At 71.3% G+C, this 12,208-nt stretch carries 9 protein-coding genes; 4 read left to right on the forward strand and 5 right to left on the reverse strand.

The annotated features are described in order from the left end of the window. Positions 1-443 precede the first annotated feature (443 nt). The gene (locus DZF91_RS14455) at positions 444-938 is read right to left on the reverse strand and encodes a DUF3145 domain-containing protein (RefSeq protein ID WP_117357985.1); all 495 of its coding nucleotides are present in this window, start codon (positions 936-938) and stop codon (positions 444-446) included. A 280-nt stretch (positions 939-1,218) separates the two neighbouring features. Next, on the reverse strand, positions 1,219-3,471 hold the full coding sequence (gene lnt, locus DZF91_RS14460; protein ID WP_117357986.1) for an apolipoprotein N-acyltransferase: 2,253 nt from the start codon (positions 3,469-3,471) through the stop codon (positions 1,219-1,221). A 317-nt stretch (positions 3,472-3,788) separates the two neighbouring features. Here lnt and DZF91_RS14465 point away from each other — a divergent pair, with 317 nt between their 5' ends. The 4 genes from DZF91_RS14465 to DZF91_RS14480 all read left to right on the forward strand — a co-directional run bounded on the left by DZF91_RS14465 (position 3,789) and on the right by DZF91_RS14480 (position 8,861). Further along, positions 3,789-4,964 carry a S8 family peptidase gene (locus tag DZF91_RS14465; RefSeq protein WP_117357987.1) on the forward strand — a complete coding sequence of 392 codons (1,176 nt, stop codon included), beginning with the start codon at positions 3,789-3,791 and terminating at the stop codon, positions 4,962-4,964. Between the two features lie 167 nt (positions 4,965-5,131). After that, complete coding sequence (locus tag DZF91_RS14470; RefSeq protein WP_117357993.1) at positions 5,132-5,818, forward strand: RNA polymerase sigma factor; 687 nt, start codon at positions 5,132-5,134, stop codon at positions 5,816-5,818. Then, entirely contained in the window at positions 5,815-6,258 is a 444-nt protein-coding gene (locus DZF91_RS14475; protein WP_117357988.1) for a hypothetical protein, read from the forward strand. Before DZF91_RS14470 ends, DZF91_RS14475 begins: the two co-directional genes overlap by 4 nt. Before the next feature lie 17 nt (positions 6,259-6,275). Next, entirely contained in the window at positions 6,276-8,861 is a 2,586-nt protein-coding gene (locus DZF91_RS14480; RefSeq protein ID WP_235834288.1) for a CHAT domain-containing protein, read from the forward strand. 129 nt (positions 8,862-8,990) lie between these two features. Here the strand turns inward: DZF91_RS14480 and DZF91_RS14485 are convergent, their stop codons facing one another. From DZF91_RS14485 to DZF91_RS14495, 3 genes are all read right to left on the reverse strand, one after another. Beyond that, positions 8,991-9,818, reverse strand: coding sequence for a sulfurtransferase (locus tag DZF91_RS14485; protein WP_117357994.1), 828 nt, complete (start codon positions 9,816-9,818; stop codon positions 8,991-8,993). A 137-nt stretch (positions 9,819-9,955) separates the two neighbouring features. Next, the gene (locus DZF91_RS14490) at positions 9,956-11,113 is read right to left on the reverse strand and encodes an alkaline phosphatase family protein (protein ID WP_235834289.1); all 1,158 of its coding nucleotides are present in this window, start codon (positions 11,111-11,113) and stop codon (positions 9,956-9,958) included. A 197-nt stretch (positions 11,114-11,310) separates the two neighbouring features. Further along, complete coding sequence (locus tag DZF91_RS14495; protein WP_117357990.1) at positions 11,311-11,892, reverse strand: DUF5998 family protein; 582 nt, start codon at positions 11,890-11,892, stop codon at positions 11,311-11,313. Positions 11,893-12,208 lie beyond the last annotated feature (316 nt).

Below are 12,208 nucleotides of genomic sequence, written 5' to 3' on the forward strand. Positions count from 1 at the left end.
GGGCAGGACGGGCGGCCCCGGCGGTCAGCCGAGCGCTGCGCCCTCCGCCGCGCCCCCGAGGGGGCGGCCAGGAGGAGCCGCGCCCTGGCGGCATTGCCGGAGGGCACCGCACTGACGGCACTGCCGGGAGGCACCGCACTGCCGGAGGGCACCGCTCTAGCGGCATTGGCGGAGGGCACCGCTCTGACGGCATTGCCCGAGAACACCGCTCTGACAGCGTTGCCGGGAGGACCCGCACGGGTGCGGTAGGGGGAAGCCGCATCAGACCAGTCGGGGGTATCCGTACCGGATCGCTGGGCGGAAGGCACACGGGATTGGCGGCGCGGCACGCATGAGGGTGGCGGGGTTGGGAGCGCGGGGCGGGGTTGTGAGCATGAGGGCCCGACCGCGGGACGCGGCGTGCGTTGCGGGGGCGGGCTGCCTCGGCTCTGGCTCTTCGGTTGTCAGACCGCGGCGTGGAGCCAGCGGACGGGCGCTCCGTCGCCGGCGCGGCGGAAGGGTTCGAGTTCGTTGTCCCACGGCGTGCCGAGGAGGCGGTCGAGCTCGTGCTCGAGTGTCGTCTTGCCCACCGCGGCGTTCGCCATGACGGCACGCAGCCGGTCCTCTGGGATCATGATGTCGCCGTTGGCTCCGATGATGCCCGTGAAGACGCCGAGCGACGGGGTGAAGCTGTAGCGCACGCCGTCGCAGCCCGGTGTCGGGTCCTCGGTCACCTCGAAGCGCAGCAGCTTCCAGTTCCGCAGGGCGGACGTGATCCCCGCCGCGGTTCCCGGCCTGCCCTCCCAGTGAAGCTCGGCGCGGAGCGTGCCGGGCGCGGCGGGCTGGTCGGCCCACTCGAGCGAAACGGGTACGCCGACAACACCTGCGGCGGCCCACTCGATGTGCGGGCTCAGCGCAGGTGGCGCGGAGTGGACGTAAAAGACGCCACGTGCGGTCACCGGACCTCCTGGATCTGTACCGAGGCTCGTCTTCCCCTACGGCCTCGTACGCTCCCGAGACGGATTCCGCGTCCCTCATTCTGCATCATGGACACCCGACGCACCACCACGCGACCATTGTTTGTCTGTCACTTGACCGCGAGCGGTCTCGTCACTTTCGTGCGTCCCGCAGCTACCCAACGCAACTCCCGTCCCACACCGTCGTCGCCACACCGCCGGCGTCGACCTCCTCCACCCAACCCCAACCGGGGCACCGATCCGGTGCGGATGGCGATTTGCGTCACCGCCGTTTGGTCACTCCAGCCCCTTTTACCTCCTTTTGCCGGTTCCACACCGAGAAAACGATCATTCCTGCGCTGGTGACCAAGGACACGAGTGGAACGACGTCGCCGAGGCGGTCGTACGGCGTTCTGCTCGCCGTCGACGGGACGGCGAGCGCCACGGTCACCGTGCCGCGGCGGTCGATGTCGAACCAGACGATCCGGCGTCCACGGGCGTCGAAACCGGCCGAGACTCCGGTCAGCGCCGCCTGGACCACGGGCCGCCCGGTCTCCGCCGCGCGTACGGCGGCAAGGGACGCGTGCTGGGCGGGAGCCCAACTGTTCTGGAAGCTGGACGTCGCCGACTGGTAGACGATCACCTCGGCGCCGTGGCGGACGAGCGTGCGCCCGAGGTCGGGGAACGCCGACTCGAAGCAGATCAGCGGTCCGAAGGTGGTACCGCCCGCCGTCATGACGGTCGGCCCCGTCCCCGGAACGCGGTCCTGTCCCGCGGCCTTGCTGATCCTGCTGAGCCACCCGAACGCGTCACGGAACGGGATGTACTCGCCGAACGGCACCAACCGCGTCTTGGTGTACCGCGCCCGGAGCCCTTCCGGCCCCACGAGGACGGCCGTCTTGGAGATGCGCCCCCGTGCGTCCTCGGCATCCACGTTGACCAGCAGAGGACCTCGGGCGGCGGCGAGCGCCCGCAGCCGTCGAACCACGGCTGGGTTCCTATCCAGGTCCACACCGACGCTGCTTTCACCCCACACGGTGAGGTCGGCCGATGGAGCGGACTCGGTCAGCTGGAAGCCCGTTTCCAGCCGCTTTTCCGGCCCCTCGACGACGCCGGTCTGGACGAGGTTCATCCGTACCGTGCGCGCCGCCGCTGGTTCTCCGCGTATCAGGAAGACGAAAGGCCCGAGGCCCGCGATCGCCAGTGCCAGTGCGGCCATCCCGACCAGGAACCAGAGACGAGCGTGACCGCCGCCCGTGCCGCCGTGTCGATCAGCCCGTCCGCGCCCTGCGCCGCTCCCAAGGTCGGCGCGTTCCGTTCTGGAGCGAGTCTCGTCGTCTTCCTCCGCGGCGGCCTCACCACGCCTTTCACCGCCGTCGCCTTGGACCGACGTATCGAGGGTGACGGTGAGACTCGCAGTTCGCTCCTCCCCTGCTGTGTGCGCCGGGGGTTCGGGGCCGCCCTTCAGCGCGGCTTCTCGTCCGTCTATCGCATCGTGCGAGCTGACCAACAGGTCGTGCGAGCCGACTATCAAGTCGTGCGAGCTGCCTATCGGGTCGTGCGAGGCGACTATCCGGTCGTGCGGGCCGGATGTGGGGTCATGCGAGCCGGGTGCGGGATAGGGGGCCACCGACAAGCGTTCGGTGCCCTGCGGCATGGACACAGCGAACTCGTGCCTCGCGAGCGCGGACGGAATGGACTCGGGCACGTTGGCCGCAGGCTGACCGGTCTCAGCGTCACGCGGTGCGGAATCATCAGGCCTGACTTGGGTGGTCGCGGGCTGAGCGGACTGACTGGACTCGTCGGCAACGGGTGCGGACGGAGCGGAACCGTGGGGGTCCGTGCCCGACAAGGTCGGGGTGGAGGGCGCCGCTGGCGGCTGGGGAGATTCAGCGGTCCGATGGACCGTGGTCGGGGGCTCTCGGGTGGACGGATACGTGGCGGATGGGGCGGCTCCTGCGGTGGTGGGAGTGGGAGACGAGTCGGGCCTGCGGCGGAGAGAGATCGCGGGGAGCCTCGTGAGCACCAACGTGAGTGCCGTGTTCGCAGCCACCAGGGCGAAGGAGATGAGCCAGACGCCTCCCAGGGCGGCGAGGGAGAGTTCCGTCGGGTGCTGCCATTGGGTCGCGCCGTAGACGGCCCACGGGCCGCCCAGGGCAGGACGGGAACGGGCCACTTCGATGGCCACCCAGACGCTGGGCAGGACGAGAAGGGCGAGGCCAGGGTGGCGCGGGACGAGGATTCGGGTCGCGATGCCCCACAGGCCCCACAGCGCGCCGAACACCACGGCGATCAGAGGTAGTGCCGGGCCGATGTAGGGCAGCGTCCAGGAGAGCGCGGCAAGGAGGTAGCCGACGCCGAACGCCCATCCGCGGAGGCCCGCCTCCCGCTTGGTGGGGGCGTTCGCCAGGAGCAGCAGTCCCGGGACGAGCGCCACCCAGGCCAGCCAGCCGAGGTCGGCTCGCGGGAAGGCCAGGATGGGCAGGGCGCCGGCCGGCAGGGCCACGGCGCGGGTCAGCCATACGGACGAGCGCATCACGGGTCTCCCGGCGGGCTGGAGGGACAGGTCATCCACGGCTGGGCAGCGCAGCGCACGGCGAGAACGCCCGCGTGGGACGGGGATCGTTCACGGCATGGCGTCCACCTCGATCGGCCGCGCGGTGCGGCGGAAGTGACGTGTATGCGCTGGTGGCGCGGCTGAGTCGGCTCGTTCATGTCTCCAGTAAGGCACCTTCGGCCCCCGCTTCGCCATCTCGGGGCCCGCTTGTGGATAACTTGAACATCGACTACCCACGGCGACCGGTCGGGCACGATGAGCGCGGGAAGTGAGCGTGTCGGCGGAAGTGAGGGTGAATGTTCGATCAGCAGGCGCGGCTGGAGCGGCTGCTCGCGCGACACCGGGACGCCGTCGTCGTGGAGCCGCTCGCGGGCCGTCCGGCGCTGGTGCGGCGCGACCAGGTGCTCGTGGCCGGGGACGACGCGGCCGCCGCCGAGGACCTGGTGCGGCGCTGGTTCGACTCCCGGCAGGACGAGCACGGGGTCACGCGGCTGCGACTGCGCGCGCCCGCGAAGGTGGACGTCTGCGAACTGGCCGCGCAGCTCGCGGGAGACGGACGGCATCGGAGGCTGAGCGTCTCCCCCAATCACCTGGTCCACGGGCAGCCCTTGTGGTGGAGCGGCCCGGCCGATCTCCCGCGCGCGACGGCGGCCGTCCCCGTGCCCGTCCCGCAGCCGGCCGAGGCACGACGCGAGGTCACCGTCGCCGTCCTGGACACGGGCCTCGATCCGCATCCCTGGTACGAGGGGGCGGACTGGTTCGCGGACCAGCGCGCCGAGGTCGCGGAGGTCCTGGACGCGGACCTGGACTACGAGCTGGACGCCCAGGCCGGGCACGGCACGTTCGTCGCCGGAGTGATCCTCCGGTACGCGCCGTCCGCGCGGATCCGGGCGCGGCGCGTCATCGGCGGCGACGGGGTCGGGGACGAGCTGGAGGTCATCCGCGCCCTGCGCTGGCTGTCGGACTGGGGCGGCGCGGACGTGATCAACATGTCGCTGGGCTGCCACACGTTCGACGACCGGCCCTCGCCGGTGCTGGCACGCGCGCTGGCCGCGCTCGGCCGCCGGACGGTCGTGGTCGCGTGCGCGGGGAACGCGGCGTGCGACAGGCCGTTCTGGCCGGCCGCGCTCAAGTCGGTGGTCGGCGTGGGCGCCCTCGACGCGCGCGCGGAGGACCGGGCCTGGTTCTCGAACTACGGCTGGTGGGTGGACGCCAGCGCCGCGGGCGTGGACGTCACAAGCTGCTTCGTGCGTTTCGACGGGCCGCGCGGACGGGTCAACGGGATCGATCCGGACCGGTTCGAGGGCTATGCGACGTGGAGCGGGACATCGTTCGCGGCACCGGCCGTGGCGGGTCGCATCGCCGCCGTCGCGGCCTCCGAGGATCTGCCCGCCATGGTCGCCGCGGACCGCGTCCTCGATCCGGCGGCCTCGCCTACCCGACCGGACCTCGGCGTAATCATCAGGGGTTGAGCACGGCCCGATGGCGATGCGGTAACCGTGACGCAGTGCGGACTCTGCGTAGTCGTGCGCGCCCCTAGTGTCGTTCGGCGGGGGCTCTTGGAGGAGTGCCGGTGGCTCTGAACGATCGTCCAGCTCCGTCCCTGAGGGCGGGTGACGGACGTGTTCTTCCTGGGGTGATGGCGGGCGAGCCGCAGAAGGGAGTGGTGCCGCGACCGCGCGCGGACGAGGAACGGTACGCGCCGCGCGAGGACGTCCACCTTCCGCGGGGCGCCGACCCGTCGGAGGTGGAGTCGGGCGAGTTGGTGAGGCGGGCCCGGCTCGGCGACGGAGCCGCGTGGGGGCTCCTGGTGGATCGGCACGCGCCGCTGTTGTGGGCGATCGCGCGTTCCTGCGGACTGGACGACGCCGACTGCGGCGATGTCGTCCAGACGGCGTGGCTGAGGCTGGTGGAGCGGATCGACACCATCCAGGACCCGCAGGCGGTCCCGCATTGGCTCGCCGTCACGGCACGCCGGGAGGCGGTTGCGCTGGCCCGGCGCCGCGGCCGTGAGGCGCCCGCAGACCCGCTGTGCTTCACGGACGTGATCGGAGGACGCCCCCGCTCCCCGATGGTGGGAGGCGGGGATCTGGGAGTTCGCAGGCCGGCGTGCAGTCCGGAGGAGGCCGCGCTCGCGCGTGAGCAGGTCGGACGGGTCGGAGAGGCGTTGCGCGCTTTGCCTCGCCGTTGCCAGGACCTCCTGCGCATGCTCGCGCTCGCGACGAGCTACAACGAGTTGGCCGCCGCCCTGGACCTCCCTGTGGGGAGCATCGGATCCGCGCGTGCCCGTTGCCTCGCCCATCTGCGTCGGAGGCTCGCCACATGAACGAGGAGCCGTTTCTGGACGAGCTGCGCGCCGCGTTCCAGCGCATGGATCCCGTCCCGGACGACGTTCTGGCCGCAGGCCGTTCGGCGCTCTCCTGGCGCGAACCAAGCGCCGACCTGGCCGAACTCACGGATGAGTCGGAACGTGAACTGGCCGGGGTCCGCGGTTCGAGCGGGCTGCGTTTGCTCACGTTCCGCGCGCCCGGCCATACGGTCGAGGTCGAGATCTCCGGGGTCGGGAGCGAATTGGCCATGACGGGACGGCTCGCGCCCGCGACCGTCGCGGATGTGCGGCTCCGCCACCCCCACGCCGTCGAGCTGTCCGCGCGCGCGGACGAGCGCGGACGCTTTGTCTTGACCGATGTCCCGAAAGGCCTGGTCAGCTTGGTCTTTTGCCTGCCGGACGCGTCATGCGTGGTCACCAGCTGGATCCTTCTCTGACCCACCCACAAGTTCATATGGACGCCTCGGAACGGAGCCATGTGCCTCGGGACCTCTCTGACGCCAATGACCGAGAGCTGCTCGCATTGGCGACGGCCCAACCGGCGACCGCGTACCGCAAGGCCACTGAGCGAGCAGCCCAAGCAGAGGCGTCGGGAGACACGGCTGCCTTGGTGGTGGCCTTACGTGCTTCCGGTCTGGCCGCCAAGGAACTTGGACTTCTGGCCGAAGGCATCGGCCACCTCGAACGTGCTCTGGTTCTCGCAGAGACATCCGCTTACGCCGCAGCACAGGTCCGTATGAACCTCGTCGGTCTGCTGGCCGCACAGGGCGACACCAGTCGTGCGATGACCGAAGCAGAACGGGCCAAGGGAATCCTGCATGGTGAGGACGCGGACAGGCTCGCCGCGAACATGGTGTGTGCTCTCGCGCGCGCAGGGAGGATCACCGAGGCGGACGTCCTGGCCGCAGCAACGCTTCCCCGGCTTCGCAGAGGAGCCGATCCCATAGCCCTCGCAGGAATGCTCTCCAACCTCGGACTGGCCAGAGCATTGCGCGGCGAACTGAACGATGCCGAACGTCTCCTCCACGAAGCCCACACGACCAGCGAGAAGAACAACCTCGGGTCGCAGACGGCTTTGGTGCGGGCGAATCTCGCCTTCGTCGCATCGCGGCGCGGGGACATCCCCAAGGCACTGCGCTTGTACGAGGAGGCCGAGCCCGCCCTTACCCGCGAGAGAGCGGCCCAATGCCGTTTCGACCGTGCGGAGACGCTCATCCAAGCCGGGCTTCCCCGGGAAGCACGCGAACTGCTGCTGATGACAGTGAGCGAAACCGTAAGCGCCGGATACCAGTGCGACCTCGGAGACGGCCTTCTCCTCCTGGCCCATGCGGAACTGGCATGCGGCAATCCCGAAGCCGCCGTGCTCCGCGCCGGTGAAGCAGCGGACGTGTTCTCCCGTCAGGAAAGAGTCGGCTGGCTTCACCTCACCGAACATCTGCTCCTGCGCGCGCGATGGGCGACCGGGGAACGGTCGGCCGTCCTGCTCGGCACCGCCCGGACCACCGCGGACCGCCTGGCGGACTCCGGTTGGGCCGAGGCAGCCGCCGAGGCCCGGATCATCGCCGCCCGCCTGGCACTCCACCTGGGACGGCCGGCCGGTGCCCTGCTCGCGCCGGTTGCTCGTACGCGCACGCACGGCCCCGCCGCCCAGCGGGTCGTCGCCTGGCATGCGACCGCCCTGGAACGGCAGTCGCGCGGCGATCTCCGGGGCGCTCTGGCCGCCGTCTGGTCGGGCCTGTCCGTACTCGCGGACCACGCGGACGCGTTCGCCGCCCATGACCTGCGGGCCCGCGCGGCCCGCGTAGGGGATGACCTCACCGGCCTTGCCCTGCGTCTGTCGCGTTCCGCGCGGGAGCTGCTGCATGCCGACGAGCGCCGCCGTGCGCTGGCGCGGCGTCCGGTCGCGGTTCGTCCGCCGAGAGACCAGCGACGAGCCGCTGCCTTGGCCGAGCTTCGCATGCTCAGCGGTGCTCACGCGTACGCGACTTCCCGTGGGGAAACGACAAGGGACTTGACCGAGCGCATGGCCGAACTGGAGTCGTCCATACGCGCCGCCGCACACAGCGTCTCCCCTTCAGGCCGGAAGCCGACAGGCGCGCTTCTCAGCCTCCGCGAGGTGAGCGACGCCTTGGGGGACCGCGCACTGCTCCAGTACGTCCGCATAGATGACGCTCTATGGGCTGTCACCATCACGAACGGCCGGGCGCGACGACATGAACTCGGCTCGTACGCGCGGGCGGCACGCCAAGTGGGGCTCGTCCACGTGGCCTTACGGAAGCTGACCGAAAACGAGCACGACCCGGATGCTGAGCACATCCTCAGTCAGGCGACCCGGCGCCTTGAGGATCAGCTCATCGTTCCGCTGGCCGTCGAGGCACCCGAACTGGTCATCACTCCCACGGGCAGCCTCCATGCCCTCCCTTGGAGCACCCTTCCGACTTTGAGCGGACGGCCCTGCGCGGTGGCTCCGTCCACGACCGCCTGGCTTCGCGCGCACACGAGCCCGAACCATGCCGCGTCCCGCGTGGTACTCGTCGCGGGCCCGGGCCTGGAACACGCGGACCGGGAGACGCGAATGCTGCGCCACGTCCATCCGGCCGCCCGCACGCTCACCGGCCCCAGGGCGACTGCCGAAACCGTGCGTCACGCCATGGACGGGGCGCGGCTCGTCCACATGGCCACGCACGGCGAATTCCGAGCCGACAACCCGATGTTCTCGCGCGTCCTTCTGGCGGACGGTCCGCTGACCGTGCACGACCTGGAGGACCTGTCCGCGCCGCCGGAAACGGTCGTCCTGTCCGCCTGCGACGTCGGACGCGCCGGAGCGGACGACGCGCTCATCGGCATGGTCGGCGTCCTGCTGGCTCTGGGCACCCGCACGGTCGTCGCGAGCGCCGCCCCCTTGCGCGACGCGGCGTCGCCGCGCTTCATGGCCGACCTGCACAGGCTGCTCGCGGAAGGGCTCAGCCCGGCTAGAGCCTTGGCGGCTCTGCCTCGGTCCCCCGGACTCCTCGGCCTCACCTGCTACGGCGCCGGATGACCAACACGACTTTGGCCAATGCGACGTTGGCCGATGCGACGTTGGCCGATGCGCCTTCGCCCAACACGACCTCGGCCCACACGCCTTCGGCCGACGCGGAACGGTCTGGCTCTCGGCGGTGTGGCTGGGTCAGGATTCGCCGGTGGCGACCGGGTTGGTCGGGTCTGCGACCCACGCCGACCAGGACCCGACATACAGCGCGGCCGGAATCCCCGCGAGGTGCAGGGCCAGGATCTCGTGCGCGGCAGTGACGCCGGATCCGCAGTACGCGCCCACGTCCACGGCGTCCGTCGCCCCCAATTGGGCAAACCGCTCGCGAAGCAGCTCGGCCGGTAGGAAACGGCCGTCCACGCCAACGTTGCCAAGGGTCGGCGCGTTCACCGCACCCGGGATGTGACCCGCGACAGGATCGATGGGTTCGACCTCACCCCGGTAGCGCTCGGACGCGCGGGCGTCCAGAAGCACACCCGCCTTTGCCAGCGACTCCGCGCCCGCGGCGTCCAGCACCGGAAGGGAGCCAGGACGCGCGGTAAAGTCGCCCGGCTCCGCCGCCACGCCCTCCTCGCCCTCGGCATCCGCCGTCTCCACCGGATGCCCTGCGGTCGTCCAGGCGTGGTAGCCGCCGTCAAGGACGCGGACGTTCTGGTGGCCGAAGTAGCGCAACGTCCACCAAAGACGGGCCGCGGCGGTCGAATCCGCGCCGTCGTAGACCACCACCGGCCGGTCGCCGGACACCCCGGCGCGCCGCATCGCCGCCTCGAAATCCGCGGGCTCCGGGAGCGGATGCCGGCCGTTCGGGCCGGGCGGCCCGGCGACGTCCCGGTCCAGGTCCACGAAGACCGCGCCGGGCAGATGGCCCTTCCGGTACGCCTCGACACCGGGCGGACCGCCCAGACGCCACCGCACGTCGAGCAGCACGGGCGCGGGCTCCCCGCGCTTCAGCAGCCGTTCCAGCATGGACACGTCGATGAGAGGGCGCACATCGCCAGTCTGACCGGCATTGCCCGAATTCGGGAGGGCCGAAGGCAGGTTCGTCACAACGCCGAGTCTATGCAGCGCCCCTGAGCACGGAGGGGCGAAGGACCCTGGACGGGTCACTCGCGAATGGCCGTGACCAGCGGAACGAGCTGTTCGGCCGAGACCAGGGACCCGTGCATGCCGACCATGCGCTCGAGCCATGGTTCGCGGACGCTCGCCACGATCGCCAGATCGGTGAACGGGACGGCCACGACATCGCCGATGCGTGGCAGCAGAGCCGGGATGACCGGCCCGAACCAACCCGCCGCGACGGCCTCCGCACGGGACATGACCCAGGCGCGGTCGCCGAGCGTCGCCCGCCAGGCGGCGAGCACATCTGCCTCTGCTCCCGGCTCGGTGTAGACGTAACGGCAGCGCGCATCACCGCCGAGCATCGCGACCCCGGCCGCCAGGTCAGGAACGGTGTCGACGTCCACCCGCTCGACCGGATCGGTCATGCCGTGGTCCCCGGTCACATAGAGCGCCGCACCCGGCGGCAGGATCTCGGCGATGCGCTGGGCGAGCAGGTCCATGAAGCGGAGCTGGTGCCGCCAGTGCGGTGACCCGCAGCCGAACTGGTGGCCCGTCGAGTCGAGGTCCGCGTGGTAGACGGTCACGTACGCGCGGTCGCCTTGGCGCAGCGCATACTCGGCCTGGGCGACCAGTTGTCCGAGACCGCTGGCCGAAATGTAGGTGGCGCCGCGCGTGGTGGCTCGACTGAGCCCGGTCTCCTGGTACAGGCCGAGTGCCACATAGGACGTGGCCACGCCGTCCATGGCGGCCCGCTCATAAACAGTGGGCGCGGGCTGGAACTCGGTGGGCTCCGCCAGGTCTTCTTGCCATCGGAGGCAGTTGAGCAGGCGTCCGGTACCGGGCACGGCGACTTGGACGCCCAGCAGCCCGTGCCCTCCCGGCGGCAGCCCGGTGGAGAGCGAACCGAGGCTCGTGGCGGTCGTCGCGGGCAGCCCTGCGGTCAGGGGACGATCGGCACAGGAGTTCAAGAACGGCGCCTCGTTCGGATGGGCGCGCAGAAGCTCCCACCCAAGGCCGTCGATGACCAACACGCACGCACGGGGAAGCGCCGCGAGTTCCAAGGGGTTGGTGGCGCCGGACACTCCCAGCGTCCCCAGGATGGACGCGGTGAGATCGGCCAACGCGCCTGACCCGTACCGGGGCACGGGCGGTAGCGGCGTACCGGATTCCGTCTCGGGTGAAGGACTCGGCTTGGGCAGCACGTCCCGCTCCTTCTCGAACGCGCCCGGCTGCGGCGCCCCGCGCGACCCCCGCGACGGTTCCATCCGAAACGGCCCCGACGGCTCCGCCCGGAACGCCCCCGACGCCTCCATGCGAAACGTCCCTGACGACGCGTCGGCGTCGGGGGGCTCGGGTGGATCCGGCGCGGCGCCTGGCGGCGGCGGGCCGGGCGCCCGGGTCACCGGGCCGTGGCGGCGGACAGGGCCTCGGCGAAGGCCAGGACCTGGGTGACGGCGTCCGAGCCGTCGGCGGCCTCGCTCACGCGCAGCGAGAGGTCGTCGGCGGTGACGCTGCCGGTGTAGCCGTGGTCGGCCTCGCAGTTCTCGTCCCCGCAGGTGGCGGGTTCGAGGTCGATGTGGGCGATCGCGCCCCAGCCGATGGTCAGCACGACCTCGCTGGGCGGCATGCCCGGCACGTAGGTCTCCGGATCGGGCACCACCCGGGTAAGCGCGACCGACTGGACGCCGTCCAGCTTCACGGCCTCGGTGGTGGTGGACGCGTGCGGACGGGTCATCCCGTCGCCGGGCGGGTGCTCGTCGGTGTGGCAGAGCAGCAGGCGCGTCGCGGTCAGCGCCAGCACGGTGACGTGCCGCCGGACCTCCATGGCGGGGTCGAACGCCGCCTCGTGATGGACCACGTACGCGGCGACGCGCTCGTCGCCGATGGCGGACTCGACCGCGTCCGCGACCAGGCCCGGGTAGTAACCGCTGCGCTCGATGGCGGTGCGCAACCCTTGAGCCGTCGCTCGGGTTTCCCTCATGTATCCATCCTGCCCTGTCCGGGCCCGTGCCCGCACACGCGCGGACCGTTCCGAAGCGGGGAAACCCCCGCCGCACCGGGCTTTTCCGCCCTCGCCGGACGACGTGATCAGCGACACGGCAGGGTGGCCGGCCGCCCGAGCTGGGTACGGGAGAGGGCATGGCAGACAGAGATCCACTTCCGGGGCCCCAGCCGATCCCCCGGCCCGGGCCCGAGCCGGCGCCCACTCCTCCGCCTCCCGTCCCGCCTCCCGAACCCGCCCCGGGACCGCCGCCCCCGTCGCCGGGGCCGGTCCCGCCAGGCCCGGCGCCCGACCC

Source organism: Actinomadura logoneensis, from assembly GCF_003428695.1.
Lineage (GTDB): Bacteria > Actinomycetota > Actinomycetes > Streptosporangiales > Streptosporangiaceae > Spirillospora > Spirillospora logoneensis.